Consider the following 23026-nt stretch of genomic DNA (forward strand, 5'->3'; position numbering starts at 1 on the left):
TTATTTGCCGTCATTCGGCGGAACTTGTACGGAACGTCCGTCGGGCAACAGCCGATAAACCGTCACATTCGCAGTTCCTCGATTGTTCTCGTAGAACGGAGATTTTGGCCACGGTATGACGGCGTCGTTGACGAACAGAAACATGGGGCCGCTGGTACGCGCGGTGAATTGCGCGCGCAATGCGGTCCGGTCGTCGGGAACGCGGTGCTCGCTCGCTAGCGAGTTGGCCATTTTGTCAGGTATCTTCTCTAGCCACGGTCCGTCGTATTTGATCGTCGGCACCTTTCTCTCGCGCATTGGCGCAACGGGTTCGAGCACATACTCATCGCGCCCCATGCTGCCGATCTTGACGATTGGCTTGAACCAGTCCTCGAACCAGTAGCGTTTGAGGAAGTAGAAGGCGTACTGAGCGATGCCGTGCGAACCAAACCCACCGACGTCTGCGATGCCCGCAAGATCGAACCAGGGCTCCTGCGTTTCGATAACGACCTCATAGCGCGCATCGCGCTCCAGTCTGATTCCGGAGTTCCAGCAGGTCTCGTCGGTGCTGAATGGTGCGGCATCGGCCTTGGTCTTTTCATCGCAAACGAGTCCGATCGAATTGAGGCTATCGAAGATCGCGCGGTTCACGACGAACAGTGCGGCCAAGCATAGGATGACCACGAAGCCCCAGGGAATCACGTCCTTGCGAAGGCGGTCATAGCCTTTGCATAGCCATGGGGTCGTTCTGAGTTTCTGCGCGATACAAAGCGAAAGCGAAGCAGCCTTGTTTCCCTTCAGAATTTCGATGTAAGCGCCGCGCGGAGCATTCGAGTTGTTGTGGCGTGCAAGCGCTTCCTGAGTGTTTTTCAGATCGGAAACGATCGTCTGCAATTGCGTCACGCGACGGGACCGCAGCATCGCCAGGATCGTAAGTACGAGTGCGACTAGCGCGATCGGCCAGATAGAAAGATCGAAGTGACGTAATAGAAAGACTATCGCTGCGACGAGCCATGCGGCTCTTGCGGCCCAGATCGTCGCCTTCAAACCGGCTTCCTCGGACCGCACCCGCACCGCCATATACTGAGGCCACGCCTTCTCGTGCCACGCAATGCCCGCGCGATCGCTTACGCGCGTTCTAAGAACGCGTCCCACAAGGATAGAAATAAGAAGGCCGACAGAGACTAGCGCGAATGCATCGAGATGTGCGCCGAATGCTCGCGTCCATGGCGTGCTCACGGCGGGCAGCAAATTCTTGAGCGCCACGAGCACCGTATCGAGGGTATCTTCCAGCCAATGGACCCCTCGCCTGGTCACGTCACTCGATCTTTCGTACGTATCCAGGCGATGCGACAACCATGCGCCGATCAGCGGAAAACAAACGAGAAGGACCGTAAAGAACAACGTGACCAAATAAAAAACCTGCCGCCACCACACCGTGTTCTGAACCAGATCGACGGCCTCTTTGGCCGGATGATCGAGCGCATCCATCGCCTCGTCGAGCGTGTATTTCGTATTGTCATCGGCGGTCTTCTCTCCGCCGAGCAGTGGCGCGCAATGACATGGCGGAAGGTCGTAATCCACCTTCGTGTATTGCAAACCATGCTTGAATGGCTTCAGCTTTCCGTCGGCTGTCAACACGCAAAAATCGCCATTCAACGGAATCGGGATATGCTGATCGCCGCCGAACGCCATTCGCAAGATCACGCTCTCGTCGACGATCGGCAGGATGGGGTGCCTTTTGCCGTTGCTATCGGCTCTCGTGCATTCAGGTATCGCGCGCGGACGGTAGCGATAGAACATGCCGAAGCGGGCGCGCGAGTCGTATAAGCGCGCATAAGGTGACTTCATTCGCGCGATCTTGTCGATTTCTGCGCGAATGAATTCAAGGCCCGCGTCATGCGCCTGACTCAGTATCCAGTGAAGTGAAACGTAGGAGAGCCGGTCTTCAGGATAGCCTCCGCCTACGTTCGAATGCACTCCCGCGAACCAGACTTGCGTGATTCTTCCGTCATCCAAAGCTTCATGCTTTTCGTCCCAGAGTACCGGATGAAACGTCGCGCGCTCGTCGTCGAGTGAGAGCGCGTGGCAGGCACGCTGCACATTGCTCGACAGGGAGAGTTCATGGAACTCCATCGGCCAGAACGCCTTGCTGATGGCCTTTTTCAGTTCCTTGATGGGCACGCCATACGCCGATACGGTGTCCCATAGACCAAGAAAGCGAATGGGTATTTCCTTGCCTTCGCCGCCGCGGATATTCGTCGATCGCACTTTCTCGTAGCTTTCGAGGCCGCGTATCTTGGTGATCGCGGCCAGCGCCAGATCCCTCACGCCGCGCGCAGCCTTCACGAGCACACTGGATTTGAGACGTTCCGAACGATAGTGCCGGTAGGCAGCCCGTGCATAGCGATGGAGTTCCTCGTCGGAGCGAAACCTGACGAGCCCTTCATGCGTGATGAATCCCACGAGCACGCGAATCGTGAAGGCTCCACGACTGAAGCCGAAGCCGCTGATTTCGGTATCGCCGGGCGAGTAGTTGCGGCAGACGAACTCGTACAGGTCGATGACGTTACGCTTGAGTCCCCAGCCGAACGCGCCGCCGAGCAGCGCGAGATACTTGTTGGACGATGTGCCGACGCCATCGTCGTACATGACGTACTGGCCGGGCGCGGTCTGATCCAGCGCCTGAAACAGACGCCAGACGTTCGTCTTTTGAGCTTTGGCGGAACTATTACCGGTTCCATCGGAAAGCAGAACGATTCGCTTCATGTTCGCCGCCCTCTTCTGCTTCTTTTTGCGGTGCGCGTCGCGCCGATGCAGGTTTCATTCAATAATCGGTCGCGCTTCTAGCGTCAATAGCGAGTCGTGACTAAGCATTCCTTATTCAACGGATACATTCGATAGTGCTCGCCGACGCGCGTCAGCGAGCACTTCCTGCTTTATCTCTGCAGCAACCCGAACACGGCGACCCCGCTCCTCGTGCCCACATACACCTTGCCGTTCGCGATCATCGGCGTGATGAACTTGTTGCCCTGGCCGAACTGATCGCGGCTGCCGGCATCGTTGCTGCTGTAGATCTGGTGGTCCAGGTTGGTCGCATCGTAGGCGCGCAGCACGCCGACCGTGCCGTTCTCCGCCGCCCACAAGATGCCGTTCGTCGTCCCATTGGCGGAAATGGAGGGCGTCGCGCCCGGGAAACCGAACGTGTTCTGTGACTGACTCGTCGGCGTTTGCGAGAGCAAGGCATTCGAAATCGTGAACGCCTTAAGCGTGTCGCGCACCGCGCCGAAATAAACCGTGTTGTTGAAGTAAGCGGGCGCGCCGAACATCGGTCCGCGGATACGGCCGACGAGTTCCTGATAGATGTGATCCCCGTTCGAATCGAACTTGCCCATTGAAAAGCGGTTCACGACGTAGATGGTCGAGTTCTTGCCCGCGCCGATCGCGAGATATCGCACGATGCCGTTCGCATCGGTGAAATTAGGCAAGACCATCGCGCCGCCCGAGCCGAGATCTTCGTCCTCGTTCGTTTCCTGCACCGTGTTCGATGGCTGAAAATAGTCCTGCACCCGCAGCGGATCCAGGTTGAGCCTCAAAAACCCGTTGCCATGATTGTCGTGAATCGGCATCTCGTGCTCGTTTTGCGTCGGATCGAACGTGCCGTTGCCGTCGAGCAGAAATATCGCTTCGCCGTCCGACGCGAGTCCCGCGCCGCTCATCCAGATCGCGCCCATCTGGCCGTTCGGCGTCACGTTCAGCACGCTCGCCTGCTGCAGCGTATTGGCGTCGTAGCCGATCACCCAGCCGGTGTACGGCATGAAATCGCAATGCGAGGTCCATGCGGTATAGACGGTGCCTCTGAGCAAGAGCAGCCCCACGCGCTCGGCGTACTGGCCCGGATCGAACGTAAGCGTGCCGTTCTGGCTGCCCGCGCCGGTGCCAGGATAGGTCGCGCGGATTTCAGTGGGACCGTTGAAAAGCTCGGCGCCCGTCGCGATGTCGAGGGCGTGAATGCGCTGGTGATAGCCGCCCGACGCGTCCTTCGACATGCCGACGACATACATCGCGCCATTCGGCCCGCGCGAACGGTCGATCACCGGCGTCGCCGTAATGCCGATCTTCGGCGTGATCTGGCTGCAGCCGTGATCGTCGCTCGGCGTCTCGCCGTTGCCGAGCGTCGACACGTTCCAGAGCACGGTTCCGTTGTCGGCATCGAAGGCGTAGACGCTGGCGTTTTCGGTCACGACGTACAGCACGTTGTGCGTGCCGCCCGCGATCGAAACGCCCGCGAGAAAGAGCGGCTGCGCGTCGACGAGGCCGTCTACGGCAAACACGCCGAGCTTGCCGAAAGTGTTCGAACGGACGTTCGCCGTCGTGAGGATCGTTTCGGCCAGTTGCTGACCGGTTCGGGCGATGTCGTTATGCCACGTGACGACATCCATCGGATTGCTGGGGGTCGCTGCATTCGCTACGCTCGCTGGCGTCTTGCTCGCGGCCGCCGTCGAATCGCCGCCGGAGTCACCGCCGCTGCACGCGACGATGATGATTGCGGTCAGCACGGCGCCGATTGCGGCGGCATAGGCGGAAAAACGCGCATTCATTGCAGTCTCCTTCTCCGGAAGGGCCGGAACAGGCAACGCGGTGTCGAGCGGCGACGATGTATCGATGAAGCAATCGTCGTGCTCCGAAGCGACTTTCATCCTAGAACAGCGCAGCGAGCGGCGCTATCCGGCGTCGGTGACAGACAAGGATATTACGGTTTTATTAAGCGCGTCTTACCAGTGACTTGCTTCGGAAACATTATCCGATAAGCCTCGAAAGATTTCATCGCGCCGGCGATCGTCTCGAAAGCTGCAATTTTCCACGAGAAAATCTCGTCTCGATGACACCGCTGTTCGGTCGCCAAAAACGAATGTGGCCAAGTGCACATAACTACCTATCCATTTCGTGCGTAGAAGCTTTATTGCCGATTTGGGCTGCTAATCTCTGATCCGATGGTATTGCAATACGCAAGAGCCCCTTGACTCCGACATGCCCGACTGCGGGAACTCCGGTATGCGTGCGTTTGCTCCCTTGCTCATCCGCCGCGCCCTGCTGCGCGACATCGCCGCCCTCGCGCTCGGCGCGGTGTGCCCCGTGTCCTTCGCGCAGCATGGCGGGCCGGGCCTCGTCACGCCACCGGTTCGCCTCGACGATACATGGCTCGTCGATCAGACCGGCAGGAAGCGCCTGCTGAACGACTTGCTGCGCCAGGGCGTTACCGCGCTGCAGACGGTCTACACAGGATGCGGCACGGTATGTCCCATGCAGGGCGTGCTATTCGGCACGGTGCAGGACCAGCTTCCGGCAATCCGCGCCCGTCATTCCGTGCAATTGCTGTCGGTAGGAATCGATCCGCTGTCGGATTCACCCTCGGCATTGCGCGCCTGGCTCGCACGCTATCGTGCCGGTCCCGCATGGAACGCGGCGACGCCTGCACTAAGCGATGTAGACCGGATGCGCATGGCGCTGTCGGGCAGCAAGACGCCTCTCGGCAACATCGCGGACCATTCCACGCAGGTCTATTGCTTCGATGCCAACGCGATGCTGCGCTGGCGAAGCGCCGACCTTCCTCGCGTCAACGATCTCTGCGATGTGCTCGGCGCGCTTGCGCGCGCATAACCAGCTCATGTACGGGAGCAACCATGCCAGGAATCCGTTCGACTAGGCACGCGCGCGGCTTGCTCGTCCGACGCATGCGCCTGTTGCTGCCGATCGCGTTACCGCTGATTTTGGCGGGTTTGTCGCCCGCTGTCCGCGCGCAAACTTCGGCCCCCATCACCCTGAATGGCACCAGCCTGTGCGCGGATGTCAGCGGTCAATCCGTGACGCCGGGCGCGCCCGTGATTTCATGGGCCTGCTGGGGCGGCCCGAATCAGCAATGGCTGCCGGTTGCGACCGGCGCGCGCTACAAGCTCATCAACCTGAACAGCGACCTGTGCCTGGACGTGTCGGGTCAGGCCATGGACGCGGGCGGCCCCATCATCCAGTGGACCTGCAATGGCGGCCTGAATCAGGCCTTCTCGCTGACGCCGCAAGGCGGAGGCTATGCAATCGTCGCGGGACATAGCGGCTTATGCGTGAGCGCGTCGAGCACGACCTCGCAGGGTGTCCAGTTGACGCAGCAAGCGTGCAACGGAAGCGCGACACAGACGTGGAAAGTGAGCGGCTTGCCCACGCAGAAACCGACGTTGCCTTCGAAGTGGTCCGCGCCGATGACGCTGCCGATCGTTCCGGTGCAAGCCGCCAATCTTCCCAACGGCAATGTGCTGTTCTGGTCGGCGGATAGCGCGCTCGACTTCACCAACTCAAGCAACCCGCCGGGCCGGACCTACACCACGATCTTCAATCCATCGACCGGCAGTAGCAGGCAGGTGATCGTGAGCAACACTGGACATGACATGTTCTGTCCAGGCATCGTCAATCTGCCCGATGGCCGGATTCTCGTGACGGGCGGATTGACCACGCAAGCGACCAGCATCTATTCGCCTTCGACCGGCGCGTGGAGTCCGGGCGATCGCATGAAGATTCCACGCGGCTATCAGGGAAGCGTCACGCTGAGCAACGGCAACGTGTTTCAGGTGGGCGGCTCCTGGAGCGGCGGGGTCGGCGGAAAGAACGGCGAAACATGGAGCCCGGGCCAGGGCTGGCAGATCAACGGAGCCATCCTCGACGATTACATTCTCACGCACGACAACGCAGGCATATTTCGCGCCGACAATCACGCATGGATGTTCGCGGTCGGCAATGGACGCGTGTTTCACGCGGGCCCCAGCCGCGCCATGCACTGGTTCGATACGGCCGGCAACGGCAGCGTCACCGCGGCGGGCAATCGGGGCAGCGACAACGATGCGATGAACGGCAACGCGGTCATGTATGACATCGGCAAGATACTCGCTGTCGGGGGTGCGCCGAGTTATGACCAGTCGCAGGCCACGTCCAATGCGACGCTCATCGACATCAGCAACGGCAATGCGGTGACGCAAACCATCGCGCCGATGAGTTATCAGCGCGCGTTCGGCAACAGCGTCGTGCTGCCGAACGGACAGGTCGTCGTGGTCGGTGGACAGACCTTCGCCGCGCCTTTCTCGGATGACAACGCGATCCTCACCCCGGAACTATGGGACCCGGCGACCAACGCGTTTTCCCTGCTCGTGCGTCAAGCCGTGCCGCGCACGTATCACAGCGTCGCGCTGCTTCTGAACGACGGGCGCGTGCTGAGCGGCGGCGGCGGATTGTGCGGCGGATGCGCGACCAATCACACCGATGTGGAGATACTGACACCGCCCTATTTGCTCAACGCGGACGGCTCTGCCGCGTCCCGGCCGAGTCTCTCGTCCGTTCCGTCCGACGCGCAGCTTGGCACGACGATCGTCGTAACAGCCAGCCGAAGCGTTCGCGCGTTTGCGCTGATGCGTTCATCGTCGGTCACGCATTCGCTGAACAACGAGCAACGACGCGTGCCGCTGACATTCACGGTCGGCACCGCAGGCGAATTTCACTTGCGCATCCCTTCCGATCCCGGCGTGGTGGTGCCCGGCTATTACATGCTGTTCGCCCTGAATTCGAGCGGTGTTCCGAGCGTCTCGCGCGTCCTGCTCGTGCATTGACATGGCCCGGCGACGCCATTGCGCCACGCGCGCCGCGGCAATCGTCCTTGCGCTCGTCGCGATGACGCCGCTTGCCCGCGCGGCGGCCGCGTGCGCTCCGTCCGACCTTGGATGCGCCATTTTCAACGGACAACATCCGATGGCGGCGCATCTGCGCGACGACGATCGCCCGTTGCCCGCCTGGACGACACGGTGCGTCAATTGCCATGTCGGCACGTCGAAGGAGCAGGCTTTCGCGCCGCCGCTGACACGCGACTCGCTGCTCGGCGTAACAAGTCGCCGGGGAGGCCCGATCAGTTCCTACGATGAGACGGCTTTCTGCCGTGCGGTGAGAGAGGGCATCGACCCGGCGAGCGTTCTGCTGCGCAAGTCCATGCCTCGCTACCGGATCGCCGATGCGGAGTGCGTGGCGCTCTGGCGGTTTGTTGTGGGTCGGTGAACTGCTTCGCTGCGCTCGAAGGCCAGGCCGAACGTCAATTCGACTTGTGATAGATGTGCGAGTCGGCTAAGTCGATCTCCTGCACCGGTCCGTGCTTCGTGCAGTTACCCGGTTCTGTCGATTTGAACGCGTCGTCCGTATAGAACACGCGATAGCGGAATGTCTTCAATCGCGTGCGAGGATCGACCGGCACGTTATTCATCACGTCATCCTGCTCGGCATGAAGCAGGAACGTTACATACTGTCCTGCATCCTGGGTTTGAAAAGTCAGGCAGAGGTGAAGCGTCTCAGGCGGCACTTGCGACGCCGCCAATGGAATATCGACCTGCGCCAGCCCCTTGTACCCGAACTTACTTTTATCCAACTCTCCAAGCGGTTTTTGATTCGGGCTTGCGCCGTCCGGATAGACGGCAAGTCGCAGTGAATTGATATCGTGTTCGGCCGCGTTATACAACACGATCGAAAAATGGCTCTTGTAGCCAGTGGGCACGCGCGCGCGATGAGTCTTTTCAGTCGGCGGCGCGTCGACCACATAAGTGCCTGTGGCCGACGCCACCTTTAAGCCGAACGTCTTGTCGAACTCGCTTATTTGCAGTCCGTGCACGTCGTGCCTGTCGATATGTACGTCTTGGCTACCGATGACGGTCGGTGCCGAGTTACCGGAAAAGTTGCCTTGACCGCTCACCGTCACGGCCGTCGTCGGAGATTCAGGCGACTTATGCAGCGCGATAACGGCCGCGATGATTCCGGCAACCGCAGTGATGCAGGTCCCAATCAACGCATAGTGGGGCTTTGAATCGGAAGGCCGTTCGCTTTTATCGTCCGACATGTCCAATCTCCGCTAAGCACCCACCACCGGAAAACTGTAGTCTGTCGATGTGAGAATTCCAAGAGTCGTCCAGGCTAATGAAAGATGAAAGATTGCTGGAAATGCGGGTTTTCAAAACCGTAGTGGAAACCGGTGGATTCACCGCGGCCGCAAACGTCCTGAACGTCAGCCAGCCTTTCGTGAGCCAGAGCGTGAACAATCTCGAACGCAGGCTCGGCGTGCAATTGCTGCATCGCTCGACACGCACCATGCGCCTTACCGGCGAAGGCGAACGATTCCTCCGCTCGTGCAACGAGATTCTGGAAACCCTCGAAGAAGCCGAAGCGCAAGTACGATCGAGCGAACCGACCGGCAATCTGCGCGTCAGCGCGCCGCATGCGTTCGGCATGGATCAACTGGTGCCTCAGTTGCCGCGCTTTCTCGCGGCCTATCCGAAGCTGTGCGTGCACTTTTCCTTATCGGATTCCAACGTCAATCTGATCGAAGACAATTTCGATATTGCCGTGCGCATGGGCCGCCTGCAGGATTCATCGCTGCGCAGCCGCAAGTTGTGCAACCTGCAGCGCATCGTCGTGGCTTCGCCCGCTTATCTCGCCGCGCATGGTCAGCCCGTCACGCCGCAAGGCCTCACCAAGCATACGTGTCTGACGTGGGAATCGCCGCGCGAGCATCTGAATCAGTGGCCATTCATGATCAACGGCAAGCTCGAACGCGTGGCCGTGCGCGGCAGTTTTCGCAGCACGGACGGCACCACGCTGTTCCAGTTGTGCGTGGCGGGCGTGGGCATCATGCGCCTTGCCGAACATCTCGCGCTGCCCGCCATCCGCCGCGGCGAACTCGTGCGGCTTCTGAGCGAATACGAAGCGAAGGACGATACCGCGATCCATATCGTCTATCTTCCCGAGCGGCAGGTGGTGCCGCGCATTCGCGCCTTCATCGATCATTTCGCCGATGCCTTTCGCACGCCGCCATGGCAGACGGCATAAACCGGCATTTATATGCGGGCGCAATAGATCTTATTGTCCGGCGCCGGTAGATGGTCGAAGCCGGTTTCCTTATCGTAGCGATCGTGCCAATACCGCTCGAACAGGAGACATGCATGACCACCGCCACCGACGAACAGCAGACCAGCGCGCAAAAAGCCGAACTGCGCCGCACGATCTCTCATCCGTCTAACAATTCGATTTATCGGCCGAAGCAGGCGGGTCTGAAGTTTCCCGAATTGCCCGATTTCAGCTCGTTCGCGGAAGAGCGCCAGCATCGCAAGGAACGTCTCGTCGCCGCATGCCGCGCGTTCGCGCTGCATAACCTCGACTATGGTTTCGCGGGCCATCTGACGGTGCGCGATCCGGAGTTTCCCGAGTTGTACTGGACCAATCCGATGGCCGTGCATTTCTCGCAGGTCAAGCTCTCCAACCTGATTCTCGCGAATCACGCCGGCAAAGTGGTGGAAGGCGAGTATGCGTTGAATCGCGCGGGCTTCGTGTTGCACGCCGCCGTGCATGACGCGAATCCCGATATCGTCGCGATGTGCCATGCGCACACCGTCTACGGCACCGCGTTCGCGGCGCTCGGCCGTCCGCTCGATCCGATCACGCAGGACGCCGCCGCATTCTTCGAAGATCACGTCGTCATCAAGGACGAAGCGGGCGCGGTGGCGGTGGAAGAAAAAGCGGGCTTGTCCGTGGCCGATTACTTCAAGAACGTCAAGGCGGCCATTCATCAGAATCACGGCCTTCTGACGGTGAGCCGTCATAGCATCGAAGCGGCGGCGTTCTGGTTCATCGCACTGGAACGATGCTGCCAGCAGCAGCTTCTCGTCGAAGCAACCGGCATCAAACCCATCATGGTGCCGGAGCATAGCTCGCGCTACAGCCGCGATAACGTCGGCAGCGAATATATCGGCTGGCTGCATTTTCAGCCGATCTACGAGCAGCTCGTGCAGACGAACCCGGACATGTTCGACTGAGCGGCCCGCATGGGCCGTCATACACCGCGAGCCACAGGCCGGCGTGACCACGCAGCACGCCGGTGACGATTTACGGAGACAACCATGTTGAAAACCACTTACGGCGATGTCGTCGCGCAAGCCGACGCCGAGGACCGAACGTATGCCAAGGTGACTTGGCGACTCATCCCCTTCCTGTTTCTTTGCTATGTCTTTGCGTATCTGGACCGCGTGAACGTCGGCTTCGCCAAGCTGCAAATGCTGGCGGATCTGAAATTCAGCGAAACCGTTTATGGTCTGGGCGCAGGCATTTTCTTTATCGGCTATTTCATTTTTGAAGTGCCGAGCAACATCGCATTGCATCGCTTCGGCGCGCGCAAGTGGATCGCGCGCATCATGCTGAGCTGGGGCGTGCTCTCCGGCATGATGATCTTCGTGAAGACGCCCACCGCGTTCTACGTGCTGCGCTTCCTGCTCGGCGTGGCGGAAGCGGGCTTCTTTCCGGGCATCATTCTTTATCTGACGTACTGGTATCCGTCATCGCGCCGCGCGAAGATCACGGCGATGTTCATGACCGGCATTCCGATCGCGGGCGTCATCGGCGGTCCGCTGTCGGGCTGGATTCTGAACAACTTCGGCGGCGTCGGCGGCATGGCCGGCTGGCGCTGGCTGTTCCTGCTCGAAGCGTTGCCTTCGATCATCGGCGGCTTCGTCGTGCTGATGTATCTCGACGACAAGATCAGCTCCGCGAAATGGCTCAGCGCCGACGAGAAGACGCTGCTCGAGAAGGGTCTCGCGAACGAGTCGGAGCATATCGAGGTGCATAGCGCGAGCGGCGCGTTCGCCAATCGCCGCGTGTGGGTGCTGAGCCTGTGCTACTTCGGCATCATCATGGGGCTGTACGGCATCGGTTTCTGGCTGCCGACGCTCATCAAGGCATCGGGCGTATCGGACGCGCTCAACGTCGGCCTTCTGACGATGATTCCCTACGGCGCGGCCGCCGTCGCGATGGTGCTGCTCGGGCGCAGTTCGGACCGCAGCAAGGAACGGCGCTGGCACGTCGCGCTGCCGGCGATCATCGGCGCGGCCGGTCTCGTGGCGAGCACGCTGGTGCCGCACAACGTCACGCTGGCGGTGGCCTCGCTCACGGTCGCGACCATCGGCATTCTCGGCGCGCTATGTCAGTTCTGGGCGATTCCGCCCGCGTTCCTCGGCGGCGTCGCGGCTGCGGCGGGCATCGCGCTGATCAATTCGGTCGGCAATCTCGCGGGCTTCGTCAGCCCCTATCTGGTCGGCTGGATCAAGGACATGACGCACAGCACCGATGTCGGCCTGTACTGCGTGGCCGCCTCGCTGATCGTCGCAGCGGGCGTCGTTCTGACGATGCCGAAGAAGGTGGTCAATCGCTGATCGGTCGGGCAACCGCTGCGCGGTAACGGGCGCCGGGATGCGGGTCGCGCACATGCGGCCCGCATCCCGGCGCAGCGCTTTTTACAACGCCCCAATACACGATGTAACCGGTATCATAACGACTTGCGATGCGTTCCCGAACCGAGTCGAGAGATAGCCGATGAAAAGCGCCCTTGCTTCACGCGAAAGCGAACACAAGAAAAACGCCATGACCACGCTCGGCTGTTCGAGAGTCGTCGCCGGCATGTGGCGAGTGCGCGAATGGCAGATGTCGTCGGCGGAACTGAACCGCTTTGTCCGCGAAAGCGTGGAATCGGGCGTGACGACGTTCGACCATGCCGATATCTACGGCGCGGGCGAAGTCGAAGCGCTTTTCGGAGAAGCGTTGCGGGACACGCCGTCGCTGCGCGCGACGATTCAGATCGTGAGCAAGGCGGGAATCAGGCCGCGCGGCGCATCGCCTGCCGGTGTCGGAGTGAAACACTACGATACGAGCCGAGCCTATCTGCAAGCGGCGGTCGAGCGATCCTTGCAGCGCCTGAAGACCGACTATCTCGACCTATTCCTCATTCATCGTCCGGATTTTCTGGCCGACGACGATGAAATCGCCGATACCGCCCAGCGCCTTCTCGAACAAGGAAAAATCCGCGCCTTCGGCGTGTCCAATTATTCCACCCGACAATTCGAATCGCTGCGATCCCGAATCGATCTCGCGACCAACCAGATCGAGTTCTCGCCCTTCGAACTCGGCGCACTCGAAGGCGACCTCTTTCCCGCCTTGTCCTCGGCGAATGTCGCACCGATGATCTGGTCCGCGCTCGGCGGCGGACGTCTCTTCTCGGAGAACGACGAAGCAGCGGCACGGCTGCGCGCCACGTTGAACTCAGTGGCGCAAACCTGCGGCGCCTCGTGCTGGCTGCCGATCGTCTACGCCTGGATCTTCCGTCTTCCCTGCGCACCGTATGTCCTGGTCGGGAGCCGGCGAATGGAATCGCTCCGTTATGCCGTCGAAGGGCTTGGCATCGCGCTGGAACGCGAGGACTGGTACGCGATCCTCGAAGCGGCGCGCGGCCGCCCCGTTTTGTGAGCGTAGTCGAATACCCTTATGGAGCGCGCCACGGTTAAGCCGCGATAATGTTACCGGTTACATTCAACCCGGCAGCCTCCATGCAACGAATGACTTCTGAAGAGGCCGCGAGCCTCGTGCGGACGGGCGACTCGGTCCTGATCAGCGGATCGGGCGCCGGGCATGCCGTGCCCGAGGCCTTGCTCGCAGCGCTCGGGCAGCGCTTTCGAACGGAGCACGCGCCGCGCGACCTCACCTCGATCAGCGTCGTCGGCATTGGAGACCGCGTTTGCCTCGGCGCCGATCATCTCGCGCAGGCCGGGCTGATCAAGCGGGCTATCTCGGGCGCGCTCATCGATTCGCCCGGGCTCCTGAAGATGGCCGCGGACGATCTGATCGAGGCCTACACCTTGCCGCAGGGCGTGCTCTCGCAGCTCATGCGCGAAATGGCGGGCGGACGGCCGGGCCTGATCACCAAGACCGGGCTCCATACGTTCATCGATCCCCGCCAGCGCGGCGGCCGGCAGAGCCCGAGGACGGAAGAGCAACTCGTCGAACTCATGCATCTCGACGGCGAAGAATGGCTGCGCTTCAAGCCGTTTCCCATCGATATCGCGTTTCTGCGCGGCACGACAGCCGACGAAGACGGCAATGTCACGATGGAACAGGAAGCCGTGCTGGGCGAGATGCTGGCCATGGCGCAGGCGACCCGCCGTGCAGGCGGTGTGGTCGTCGTGCAGGTCAAACGCATGGCGCGCGCCGGCACGCTTCCCCCCAAGCAGGTGAAAATTCCGGGCATCCTCGTCGACTTCGTCGTCGTCGAACCGGAACAGCGTCAGACATATGCCACTTACTACGATCCGAGCTACTCGGGCGAATTGCGCGTGCCGGTCGATGAGATCAAACCGATTCCGTTCGGCCCGCGCAAGGTCATCGTGAGACGCGCGGCCATGGAGCTGTATCCGTCGGCCATCTGCAATCTCGGCGCGGGCGTCTCGACGGGACTCTCGACGGTCGCAGCGGAAGAAGGATTGCTCGACGCCGTCGTGCTCACGAACGAGCAAGGACTCATCGGCGGCGCGCCGATCACGGGCCGCGACTCGGGCGGCGCGCAGAACTTCGCCGCCATGATCGAGCAAACGTCGCAGTTCGATTTCTACGACGGCGGCGGTCTCGATCTCGCGTTCCTCTCCTTTGCCGAAGTCGATGCGAAAGGAAACGTCAATATCAGCCGCTTCGGCGACAAGATCGTCGGCGTGGGCGGCTTCGTCAATATCAGCCAGAACGCCAAGCGCGTGATTTTCAGCGGCACGTTCACCGCGGGCGGTCTGGACGTGCGGTGGAACGACGGCCGCGCGACCATCCACAAGGAAGGACGGCACCGCAAGTTCGTCGGCGCGCTGGAGCAGATTTCCTATCACGCGGCATTCGCCCACGAGCGCGGGAATTCGGCCTTGTTCGTGACCGAGCGCGCCGTTTTTCGAGTGGGCGCAGCGGGTCTGGAATTGATCGAGATTGCGCCCGGCATCGATCTCGAGCGCGATGTCTTCGGGCAAATGGCCTTCAGGACGCCGATCGCTCCCGACTTGCGGGAGATGGATGTTCGAATCTTCGGCGCGGGCCTCATGGGTCTCGGCGAGGACATGTCGCGCAAGGCGCGGCGCTATCGTTCCGAACGCGTGGCGCAATGGTCGCGCACGCATGCCTGAGCCGGAGCCAGAACGTGACCGGAATCCACGAGACCGACGAAGACGCGTCTTCCCGCGTTGCCTTGGTGACGGGCGGCAGACGCGGCCTCGGCAGCGCCATCGCGCAGGCATTGGCCGCTGCCGGCTTCGATATCGCCATTGCAGACCTGGTGTGCGACGACGATGCAAACGAAACGCTGCAGGCCATTCGATTGCACGGCCGTCGCGCCGCTTTCTTCGAAGCCGATATCGCCGACATCGATCGGCATGATGCATTGCTGGACCGGGTTCAGGCGTCGCTGGGCGACACGGCCTGCCTCGTGAATAACGCGGGAATCAGTGTGGAAACGCGAGGCGATCTGCTGGACGTGACACCGGAGAGTTTCGACAGGCTCATCGACGTCAACCTGCGCGGGACGTTCTTTCTGTCGCAGAAACTGGCGCGCCGTTTTGCCCGCGAGAACTCGCCTCGTCATCGCTCGCGGTCGATCATCAACATCTCTTCGGCGAATGCCTTTCTGATTGCCACCAATCGCGCCGAGTACTGCATTTCCAAGTCCGCGATCACGACATTGACCAAGCTGTTCGCGGCCCGGCTGGCGGAACTCGACATTCCGGTCTACGAGGTTCGGCCGGGCATCTTTCCGACCCGCATGACCGAAGTCGCCAAGGCCGATTACGACGCGAAAATCGCGCGCGGTTTTTCACCGGTTGCGAGATGGGGACGCGAAGAAGAACTCGCGAAGGCGGTCGCCTCGCTGGCGACAGGCTGCTTTCCGTTCTGCACCGGCGAAGCGATTCATATCGATGGCGGGCTGCACATTCACCGCGTGTAAGCGGCCCTTACTCGCGGCTCACGCTGCGATCATCGTGTTCGGGCTGGGCAGCTTGCTCGAACGCGTGCGCAACGGCCAGAACGACGCAAGTTCGGTCGCGGCCTGAATGACCAACGGCGCCATCTCCGCGATGCGCGCTTCCGTCATCCGCGCGCCGGGTCCGGCCACGCTCACCACGCCCAGCGCGGGCCCGCCCTCGGGCGGACGAATGGCCGCCGCGAGCGCACTGACGCCCGGCTCGCCTTCGTTGACCGCAATGCCATAGCCGCGCCGCCGCGTCGCTTCGATTTCCTGCAAGAGCGCATCCAGTGAGCGGATGACGTTGGGCCCGTACTTGTCGGAATCGCCGAACCCGACGCGCAGCACGTTCTCCGCGGCCTGCTCGGTCGGCAAGGTCGCGAGCCAGGCCTTGCCGGTCGCCGTTGCGTGCAGCGGGACGGTATTGCTGTCGAGCGTGGGCTGATAGAGCAGCCCGCCCGTCGCGCCTTGTGCGTGCGCAACCCAGGTCAGCGAAGAACCATCCACCACGGCGAGACGGACGAACTCGCGGGATGCGCCCGCCAGACGGTCAACCAGCGGCTGACAGATATCCGGAATGCCGGTCGCCACGAAAAATCGCTGCCCCAGTATCGCGAGCCGCATCGAAAGCCGATAGAAGCCGGTCTCGGCGTCCTGTTCGGCCCATCCGAGATCGACCAGCGTCGCGAGCAACCGATGCGCGCCACTCTTCGCCAGGCTTAGCCGCGTCGCGATCTCACCCAGCGGCATCGCGACGGCGCCGTCGGCTAGCAGTTCAATGATGTCCAGGCAGCGCTCTGCGGGAATGTGAGCCATATGAATCTCGGTCAAGAAAAAACTAGGTGCGCGCAACGAAGAAATTCATGATTGCGCCGATCTGGCCGGAATGCATGTCCCGGCCGTCCGCCCACTGACAGCCACGATCGAGAGCCTGTTGAATGAACGCTGTCGGAGAAGAGGACAGCACCACGTCGCCGATCAGGGTGTCCGCGGTCACGGCGCCCAGATCGCCCGGCAAGCCGTCGCCGGGACGCATGCCCACGGGCGACGCGTTCACGATCATGTCGATATCGCCGCGAACGGCCTCCGCGGGCTGTACGTCGCACTCGGGAAAGGCTTTCGACATCGCCGCGACGAGCGCGTGCGTCTGCCTGAGGTCCGGGTTGACGATACGGATCGACTGGACGCCGGCGTTGGCGAGCGCACAGGCAATCGCGCTGCCCGCCCCGCCCGCGCCGAACTGCAGGACACGCCGGCCGCGCACGCGCGCGCCTTTCGCGAGCAGGCCGCGGACGAAGCCTTCGCCGTCGAACATGTCGCCCGTCCACGAACCGTCGGGCTCACGCCGCAGCGCATTCACCGCGCCGATGCAGGAAGCCGTGGGCCCCAGGCGGTCCGCGTAGGCCGCCACGCGCGCTTTCAGGGGCGCCGTGACCAGCAGGCCGTCGAGATTGCCCAGCGCCATGAGTGCCGGAACGATCTCTTCGCACCGCTTCGCCGGTACGTGCATCGGGACCAGAACGGCGTCGATCCCGGCGGACGCGAACTGCTGCGTGTACACCTCCGGCGAGCGCACCTGAACGATGGGATCGCCGACGATGGCAAACAGACGGGTCGCCCCCGTGATAGCAGGCATGCTCATCGCCGGGCACCTCCATCGCGCTGATTATGCCATTGCGCCACACGCCCGGACCGGTAGCGCCGCGCCTTCGCGTGCACGTGCGCGCCCAGCCCCATCAGCGAGGGATCGAAGATTCGGGCATCCATTTCCTTCAGTTTCGGCGACACGGCGGGCCTGAAACCCATGTGCGCAATCACGTCGCGCTCCACATCGATGCCGGGCGCGATCTCGATCAGTTCGAGCCCCGCTTCGCCGATCGTGAATACCGCGCGCTCCGTCACGAAGAGCGCGGTCTGCCCCTTGGCGCGCGCCATCGACGCGCTGTAGCAGATCTGCTCCAGCTTCGGCACGAACTTCTGGTGCCGCCCTTCCTGCCGGATGATCGTGCGGCCCTGCTCCCAGCCTACATCGAGATCGCCGGCCGTCAGCGTGCCGCTGAAAACCACGCAGCGGGCATTCGCGCTGATATTGATGAAACCGCCCACGCCGATGATCTTTTCGCCGAACCGTGAGACGTTGACATTGGCCTGCGCGTCGACTTCCGCGAAGGAGAGAAACGCGACATCCAGCCCGCCGCCGTCGTAGAAGTCGAACTGCGAGGGCTGCTCGATCATGGCCGCGAAATTCTGCCCGCCGCCCGAATCGCGTCCGGTGATCGGCGCGCCGCCGATGATCCCTTGCTCGTTGGTCAGATAGACGGCATCGAGCAGTCCTTCTTCGGCGGCCACCGTCGAGAGGCCGGTCGATACACCCGCGCCGAGATTGCAGATCGCGCCCGGAAACAGCTCCATGGCCGCGCGTCTGACGATGACCTTGCGGGGACCGAACGGCAGCGGCTTGATGCCCTCCACGGGAATGCGCAGTTCGCCGGAGTAGCTCGGGTCGTAGTACGTCGCGTAGGTCTGCCGCTGCTCGGCATCCACGACCACGAAATCCACCAGAATGCCGGGAATTTTCACCTGCTTGGCGGGCAACGTGCCGCGTCTCGCCATGCGCTTGACCTGCACCACGACGATGCCGCCCGCGCGACGCGTCGCTTGCGCCATCGCGAGCATTTCGCCGAGAACGGCCTCTTCTTCCATCGTGACGTTGCCGTCTTCGTCGGCTGTCGTGCCGCGCAGAAACGCGACGTTGACCGGCACGGGCTTGAAGAACAGCCACTCCTCGCCCGCGAGGTTCACGACTTCGACAAAGTCTTCGGGCGTGCACGGACTCTGCCGCGCGCCTTGCTGGCGCGGATCGACGAAGGTGCCGAGGCCCGTCTTGGTCAACAGGCCCGGCCGGCCCGCGGCCATATCGCGCATCAGTTGCGAGAGCACGCCTTGCGGCAACGTATAGGCTTCGATCTTGTTTTCCGCGGCCAGGCGCACCAGTCCGGGCGAATCGACGAGCGCGCTCGTGATCGCCCGGTGCGACAGGCCTTCGTGCGCCAGATGGCTCGCGCCCAGCGCCGCGCGGTCGCCCACGCCCACGACGCTGACCGACGTGAGGCCCCGTGGCGTGTTCTCTTCCAGGAAACGCCGCTCCACGGCGGCAAGCAATGCTTCCGGCACCGCGTGCCCGCCGCCCGATCCGCTGATGAGAATCGCATCGCCGTCTTCGACGAGTCCCGCTGCTTCGTCCGCTGTTATTCGTTCCATGATCCGCTCAGTCTTTCGTGATCGCCCGAGACGTGCCGGCGGCCCTTCGTGGCGCCGCCCGCGCGTCATTCACTGTTCGCCCCAGCGCAGTACGCGCTGCTCCTGCACACCGAGTCCGTCGATGCCGAGCCGCATGACATCGCCGGGCTTGAGATACGCTTCCGGCTTCATGCCCAGCCCGACGCCCGGAGGCGTGCCGGTGGTGATGATGTCGCCCGGCTGCAGGACCACGTACTGACTCACGTCCGCGAGAATCTTCGCGATCGAAAAGATCATGTCGCTGGTCGACGAGTCCTGGATACGCTTGCCGTTCAGTTCGAGCCAGAGGCCCAGGTTCTGCACATCCGCGATCTCATCGGCGGTGACGAGCCACGGACCGATCGGGCCGAACGTGGGGCACATCTTGCCTTTTTGCCACTGTCCGCTTCGTTCGAGCTGGAACTCGCGCTCCGACACATCGTTGCAGATGAAATAGCCCGCGATGTAATCGAGCGCCTCCGATTCCGCCACGTAGTGCGCGCGCTTGCCGACCACGAAGGCCAGTTCCACTTCCCAGTCGGTTTTCGTCGAACCCTTGGGCAGCAATACGGGATCGCTCGGACCGGAAACGCACGAAGGCGCCTTGCTGAAGATGATCGGGTCGGTCGGAATCGGCGCGTTCGTTTCGATGGCGTGCTGCACGTAGTTCAGCCCGATCGCGAGAAACAGCCCCGGCTGGCCGACGCACGGACCGAGCCGCGTGCCGGGTGCGACGACCGGCAGGCTCTGCGTGTCGATCGACTTCAATTGCTGAAGGCCATCGGCGGCAAAGAAGGCCGCATCGAAATCCTTGCAGTGCGCGCTGAGATCGCGGATCTGACCTTGAGCGTCGATGATGCCCGGGCGCTCCTGGCCGGGTTGTCCGTGTCTGACGAGTTTCATGGGAGGTTCTCTTTCAGGTTATCGGGAAGGGTCAAAGCGCTGCCGTGGCGGTCGCCAGCCGGCAAATCTCCATCGAATACGTCGTGCCGTCGGCGCGCACCTTCGCGCCGAGTGACGCCAGCTTTTGCGTGTCGAGCAACTCACGCGCGCTTTCGGCCGCCTGCGGCGTCGTGGTTTCGATCAGCACGACCCATGCGGGCACGTCGAACGCGCGCGTGCTCGACTCGGCCGTGTCGATATGGCTGCCGGATTGATCCGCCATATACAGATGACAGGCGACGACGCTCGTGAGCGCCGCCGCGCGGGGAAACGCCTCCGCGCACAAATAGGCTTTCATCGCTTCGGCCTGCTGCGCGGGCACGTCCAGGCGCAAGGCGAGCACATGGCCGCCGCTGCTGGAGCCGACCGAGTGAACGATCCGGCAGACCGCGCGCGAGGTGTTGCGGAAGTAACGCAAGGTGTCGACGGTCGCGGGCGTCGGCGTGTTCAGGCGTTCGAGATAGGCCGGCGACACCACGACATCGAGATCGGCGGCCTCGTACATCGTCAGCCATTCGGGCGAATGCCCCGGCCGCACGTAGCGGCGTCCACGCCGGAAGCCCGGAATGGCAAGGCGTTCTGGAATGTGCTCCTTGTCGTGCCATTCGTAGAACTGCTCGCGTCCCGCGGAGACCACATCGTTCCAGACGAGCACGGCGCCTTCGCCGAGCAGGGCGTGGTCGGCCGCTCGAACGTTTTCAGTAGTACCAATTTCAGAGTTCAGTTCGCTCATGATTTTTGCCTGACGTTCAGTGACCTTCGAAGGACGGCGCGCGTTTTGCGAAGAACGCGTCGACCCCCTCGTGCAGGTCCCGGCTGTCAAAGATCTTCTGAAGCGCGACGGTCGACATCGACAGGCCGGCATCGAGCGGATAGTCCTGCGCCGCATCGACAAGCTGCTTCGCGAGGCGATTCGACACCGGCCCGCGCGCGGCGATCGTCCGGGCGAGTTCGAGCGCGGCGTCGAATGCCGAGCCGTCTTTCGCCACCTGATTGATCAATCCCCACGACAGCGCCTGATAGCATTCGATGATCTCGCCGGCGAACAGCATCTGCTTCGCGCGGGCCGGACCCACCAGACGCGTGAGCCTCAGCGCGCCGCTGCCGGCCAGTCCGCCCAGCCGCGATTCGGTGAGGCCCATCGTCACGCCGTGTCGCGCGACACGAAGATCGCAGGCCAGCGCGAGTTCCAGACCGCCGCCGAGCGCCGCGCCATCGATCGCCGCGATGGTCGGCATCGGCAGACGGGCGAGCTGACGCAGCACCATGTCTTCGAACAGGATCTTCTTTTCGCTGGCATGCTCGCGGATTTGGGCGAATTCCCGGATGTCGCTTCCCGCGCAAAATGCCCGCGACTGGCCGCCGTGCAGGATCAGGCAGCGAACGTCGGGCAGCGCCGAAACGGCTGAAAACGCCTCGTTCAACTCGCGCAGCAAGTCGGCCGTGACCAGATTGAGCGGTCCGTGGCTGATGCCCACCGTGGCGATGAAGCCCTCCACTTCGGTCGTGACCAGCCGGTCGCGCGTGTGCGTTGCTGTGCTCATGTCGTCCTGTCGATGGCTGGGTTCACGATGCGGCAGTGCTGGCCTTGGGCACTTCGATGCCGTGCAGCACGCCCATGCGCTCGAAATGCCCGTAGATGCGGTCCACATAAGCCGCGAATTCCGGCGCATCGCCGAGCACGATGGGTCTCGGGCGCGGCAGATCGACCGTGATCTCGTCGACGACTTCGCCGGGGTTCGGGCTCATCACGAAGATGCGGTCCGACAAGCCCACGGCCTCTTCCACGCTGTGCGTGATGAACACCACGGTAGGCCGGCGGCGCAGCCACAGCGCTTCGAGATCCATCCGCACCTGAAGTCTCGTCAAGGCGTCCAGCGCGCCGAACGGCTCATCCATGAGAATGACGGACGGCTCGTGCACCAGCGTTCTCACGAGCGAAACGCGCTGCCGCATGCCGCCCGAGAGCTGGCGCGGATATTTCTGCATCGCATGCGTCAGACGCAGTTGCTCGAACAAGTCCTTGGCGCGCGCCTCGATCTTCTTCCTCGGCAAGCCGCGAATGTCGGCTTGCAGCATCACGTTCTCGAGCGCCGTTCTGAATTCGAGCAGCAGGTGATCCTGGAACGCGATGCCGACATCGGTGATCGGCTTCGTGACCGGCTTGCCGCCCACCAGAATGTCGCCCTGGCTCTGCTTGAGCAATCCGGCCACCATCAGCATCAGGGTGCTCTTGCCGCAACCCGACGGCCCCACGATGGAGACGAATTCGCCCGGATGGATGTCGATACTGACTTCCCTGAGCGCCTGAAACGGCTTGTCGCTGTCTTCGCCGAATGTCTTCGCGACGTGCCGGATACTGATCGGCACGCCCGACCGGGCCGCGACGTCCTGCTGTTCTGCGGTCTGACTGCTCATGACTTGCGCTCCTCGCTGGTTCCGGCAGACGTGTTGCTTGCGGCGACGGCGGAAAGCGGCACCTTGGACAGCAGCAATGCCTTCTTCCCTTTTTGCACGACACGATCGTCCTGATCCACCACGGAGACGTCGAAGGTCGCGATAGCCTGCGTCGGCCGCGACTTGCTTTCGCGAAGCTCGCTGATCTCGTAGTTCACGAAGATGGTGTCCCCGACGAAGATGGGATTGAGGAACTTCCATTCGCTGATCCCGAGAAACGCGATCGCCGTTTCGCGCAACTCACCCGTGCGCGCCCACATCAGGCCGTGGGCGTAGGCCAGTCCGAGCATGCCGTGCGCCACGCGGCGGCCGAACTGACTGGCCTTCGCGTAGACGTCGCTCGTATGCAGTTCGGAAAAGTCGCCTGTCAGCCCGGCGAATCCGACGAGGTCGGCATCGGTGATCGTGCGCCCAGGGCTACGGAACGTGAGCCCGACTTCGAGATCGGCATAGCGCAAGCCCGTGTTTCGATATTCAGTCATGTCG

The 23026-nt window shown here is 62.3% G+C and carries 20 protein-coding genes; 9 read left to right on the forward strand and 11 right to left on the reverse strand.

The genetic code is table 11. The features are described from left to right. Positions 1–2748, reverse strand: a complete 2748-nt coding sequence (locus AWB70_RS09255; protein WP_053571970.1) for a T6SS phospholipase effector Tle1-like catalytic domain-containing protein — start codon at positions 2746–2748, stop codon at positions 1–3. A gap of 170 nt (positions 2749–2918) precedes the next feature. Beyond that, positions 2919–4580: an outer membrane protein assembly factor BamB family protein gene (locus AWB70_RS09260; RefSeq protein ID WP_053572149.1), complete on the reverse strand. Its 1662-nt coding sequence runs from the start codon at positions 4578–4580 to the stop codon at positions 2919–2921. A 454-nt stretch (positions 4581–5034) separates the two neighbouring features. Here AWB70_RS09260 and AWB70_RS09265 point away from each other — a divergent pair, with 454 nt between their 5' ends. From AWB70_RS09265 to AWB70_RS09275, 3 genes are read left to right on the forward strand one after another with little or no spacing between them, the layout of a single operon-like run. Further along, positions 5035–5640, forward strand: coding sequence for an SCO family protein (locus tag AWB70_RS09265; RefSeq protein WP_235024186.1), 606 nt, complete (start codon positions 5035–5037; stop codon positions 5638–5640). Positions 5641–5663: 23 nt separating this feature from the next. Further along, positions 5664–7628, forward strand: a complete 1965-nt coding sequence (locus tag AWB70_RS09270; protein WP_053571968.1) for an RICIN domain-containing protein — start codon at positions 5664–5666, stop codon at positions 7626–7628. Between the two features lies 1 nt (position 7629). Further along, positions 7630–8067, forward strand: coding sequence for a hypothetical protein (locus AWB70_RS09275; protein ID WP_053571967.1), 438 nt, complete (start codon positions 7630–7632; stop codon positions 8065–8067). Positions 8068–8101: 34 nt separating this feature from the next. Here the strand turns inward: AWB70_RS09275 and AWB70_RS09280 are convergent, their stop codons facing one another. Then, positions 8102–8896, reverse strand: coding sequence for a hypothetical protein (locus tag AWB70_RS09280; protein ID WP_053571966.1), 795 nt, complete (start codon positions 8894–8896; stop codon positions 8102–8104). Between the two features lie 77 nt (positions 8897–8973). Between AWB70_RS09280 and AWB70_RS09285 the strand changes: the two genes are divergently transcribed. The 6 genes from AWB70_RS09285 to AWB70_RS09310 all read left to right on the forward strand — a co-directional run bounded on the left by AWB70_RS09285 (position 8974) and on the right by AWB70_RS09310 (position 15844). After that, on the forward strand, positions 8974–9882 hold the full coding sequence (locus AWB70_RS09285) for a LysR family transcriptional regulator (protein WP_053571965.1): 909 nt from the start codon (positions 8974–8976) through the stop codon (positions 9880–9882). Positions 9883–9995: 113 nt separating this feature from the next. Further along, positions 9996–10865 (forward strand): class II aldolase/adducin family protein, encoded by an 870-nt coding sequence (locus AWB70_RS09290; protein WP_053571964.1) that lies wholly within the window; start codon positions 9996–9998, stop codon positions 10863–10865. An 84-nt stretch (positions 10866–10949) separates the two neighbouring features. Then, on the forward strand, positions 10950–12254 hold the full coding sequence (locus AWB70_RS09295; protein WP_053571963.1) for an MFS transporter: 1305 nt from the start codon (positions 10950–10952) through the stop codon (positions 12252–12254). Between the two features lie 160 nt (positions 12255–12414). Continuing rightward, the gene (locus tag AWB70_RS09300; RefSeq protein WP_053571962.1) at positions 12415–13341 is read left to right on the forward strand and encodes an aldo/keto reductase; all 927 of its coding nucleotides are present in this window, start codon (positions 12415–12417) and stop codon (positions 13339–13341) included. 80 nt (positions 13342–13421) lie between these two features. After that, positions 13422–15029, forward strand: coding sequence for an acyl CoA:acetate/3-ketoacid CoA transferase (locus AWB70_RS09305; protein ID WP_053571961.1), 1608 nt, complete (start codon positions 13422–13424; stop codon positions 15027–15029). 14 nt (positions 15030–15043) lie between these two features. Beyond that, positions 15044–15844 carry a 3-ketoacyl-ACP reductase gene (locus AWB70_RS09310; protein ID WP_235024187.1) on the forward strand — a complete coding sequence of 267 codons (801 nt, stop codon included), beginning with the start codon at positions 15044–15046 and terminating at the stop codon, positions 15842–15844. Positions 15845–15862: 18 nt separating this feature from the next. Here the strand turns inward: AWB70_RS09310 and AWB70_RS09315 are convergent, their stop codons facing one another. The 8 genes from AWB70_RS09315 to AWB70_RS09350 all read right to left on the reverse strand — a co-directional run bounded on the left by AWB70_RS09315 (position 15863) and on the right by AWB70_RS09350 (position 23022). Beyond that, positions 15863–16678, reverse strand: coding sequence for an IclR family transcriptional regulator (locus AWB70_RS09315; protein ID WP_041733198.1), 816 nt, complete (start codon positions 16676–16678; stop codon positions 15863–15865). A 22-nt stretch (positions 16679–16700) separates the two neighbouring features. Then, complete coding sequence (locus AWB70_RS09320; protein WP_235024188.1) at positions 16701–17498, reverse strand: shikimate dehydrogenase family protein; 798 nt, start codon at positions 17496–17498, stop codon at positions 16701–16703. Between the two features lie 2 nt (positions 17499–17500). Then, on the reverse strand, positions 17501–19123 hold the full coding sequence (locus AWB70_RS09325; RefSeq protein WP_053571959.1) for an acyl CoA:acetate/3-ketoacid CoA transferase: 1623 nt from the start codon (positions 19121–19123) through the stop codon (positions 17501–17503). A gap of 69 nt (positions 19124–19192) precedes the next feature. Beyond that, positions 19193–20044, reverse strand: a complete 852-nt coding sequence (locus AWB70_RS09330; protein WP_053571958.1) for a fumarylacetoacetate hydrolase family protein — start codon at positions 20042–20044, stop codon at positions 19193–19195. Between the two features lie 31 nt (positions 20045–20075). Then, complete coding sequence (locus tag AWB70_RS09335) at positions 20076–20816, reverse strand: hypothetical protein (protein WP_014251855.1); 741 nt, start codon at positions 20814–20816, stop codon at positions 20076–20078. 16 nt (positions 20817–20832) lie between these two features. Continuing rightward, positions 20833–21627 (reverse strand): enoyl-CoA hydratase/isomerase family protein, encoded by a 795-nt coding sequence (locus AWB70_RS09340; RefSeq protein ID WP_053571957.1) that lies wholly within the window; start codon positions 21625–21627, stop codon positions 20833–20835. Between the two features lie 22 nt (positions 21628–21649). Continuing rightward, positions 21650–22501 carry an ABC transporter ATP-binding protein gene (locus tag AWB70_RS09345; protein ID WP_053571956.1) on the reverse strand — a complete coding sequence of 284 codons (852 nt, stop codon included), beginning with the start codon at positions 22499–22501 and terminating at the stop codon, positions 21650–21652. After that, a complete protein-coding gene (locus tag AWB70_RS09350) occupies positions 22498–23022 on the reverse strand; it encodes a MaoC/PaaZ C-terminal domain-containing protein (protein WP_053571955.1) in 525 nt (174 codons plus the stop codon). Before AWB70_RS09350 ends, AWB70_RS09345 begins: the two co-directional genes overlap by 4 nt. Between the last annotated feature and the right edge of the window lie 4 nt (positions 23023–23026).

The sequence above is a fragment of the Caballeronia cordobensis genome (genome assembly GCF_001544575.2).
GTDB lineage: Bacteria > Pseudomonadota > Gammaproteobacteria > Burkholderiales > Burkholderiaceae > Caballeronia > Caballeronia cordobensis.

Coding starts and splice junctions, on each gene's coding strand:
- AWB70_RS09255 (WP_053571970.1), bottom strand. CDS start 2,748: ATGAAGCGAATCGTTCTGCTTTCCGATGGAACCGGTAATAGTTCCGCC.
- AWB70_RS09260 (WP_053572149.1), bottom strand. CDS start 4,580: ATGAATGCGCGTTTTTCCGCCTATGCCGCCGCAATCGGCGCCGTGCTG.
- AWB70_RS09265 (WP_235024186.1), top strand. CDS start 5,035: ATGCGTGCGTTTGCTCCCTTGCTCATCCGCCGCGCCCTGCTGCGCGAC.
- AWB70_RS09270 (WP_053571968.1), top strand. CDS start 5,664: ATGCCAGGAATCCGTTCGACTAGGCACGCGCGCGGCTTGCTCGTCCGA.
- AWB70_RS09275 (WP_053571967.1), top strand. CDS start 7,630: ATGGCCCGGCGACGCCATTGCGCCACGCGCGCCGCGGCAATCGTCCTT.
- AWB70_RS09280 (WP_053571966.1), bottom strand. CDS start 8,896: ATGTCGGACGATAAAAGCGAACGGCCTTCCGATTCAAAGCCCCACTAT.
- AWB70_RS09285 (WP_053571965.1), top strand. CDS start 8,974: ATGAAAGATGAAAGATTGCTGGAAATGCGGGTTTTCAAAACCGTAGTG.
- AWB70_RS09290 (WP_053571964.1), top strand. CDS start 9,996: ATGACCACCGCCACCGACGAACAGCAGACCAGCGCGCAAAAAGCCGAA.
- AWB70_RS09295 (WP_053571963.1), top strand. CDS start 10,950: ATGTTGAAAACCACTTACGGCGATGTCGTCGCGCAAGCCGACGCCGAG.
- AWB70_RS09300 (WP_053571962.1), top strand. CDS start 12,415: ATGAAAAGCGCCCTTGCTTCACGCGAAAGCGAACACAAGAAAAACGCC.
- AWB70_RS09305 (WP_053571961.1), top strand. CDS start 13,422: ATGCAACGAATGACTTCTGAAGAGGCCGCGAGCCTCGTGCGGACGGGC.
- AWB70_RS09315 (WP_041733198.1), bottom strand. CDS start 16,678: ATGGCTCACATTCCCGCAGAGCGCTGCCTGGACATCATTGAACTGCTA.
- AWB70_RS09320 (WP_235024188.1), bottom strand. CDS start 17,498: ATGCCTGCTATCACGGGGGCGACCCGTCTGTTTGCCATCGTCGGCGAT.
- AWB70_RS09325 (WP_053571959.1), bottom strand. CDS start 19,123: ATGGAACGAATAACAGCGGACGAAGCAGCGGGACTCGTCGAAGACGGC.
- AWB70_RS09330 (WP_053571958.1), bottom strand. CDS start 20,044: ATGAAACTCGTCAGACACGGACAACCCGGCCAGGAGCGCCCGGGCATC.
- AWB70_RS09335 (WP_014251855.1), bottom strand. CDS start 20,816: ATGAGCGAACTGAACTCTGAAATTGGTACTACTGAAAACGTTCGAGCG.
- AWB70_RS09340 (WP_053571957.1), bottom strand. CDS start 21,627: ATGAGCACAGCAACGCACACGCGCGACCGGCTGGTCACGACCGAAGTG.
- AWB70_RS09345 (WP_053571956.1), bottom strand. CDS start 22,501: ATGAGCAGTCAGACCGCAGAACAGCAGGACGTCGCGGCCCGGTCGGGC.
- AWB70_RS09350 (WP_053571955.1), bottom strand. CDS start 23,022: ATGACTGAATATCGAAACACGGGCTTGCGCTATGCCGATCTCGAAGTC.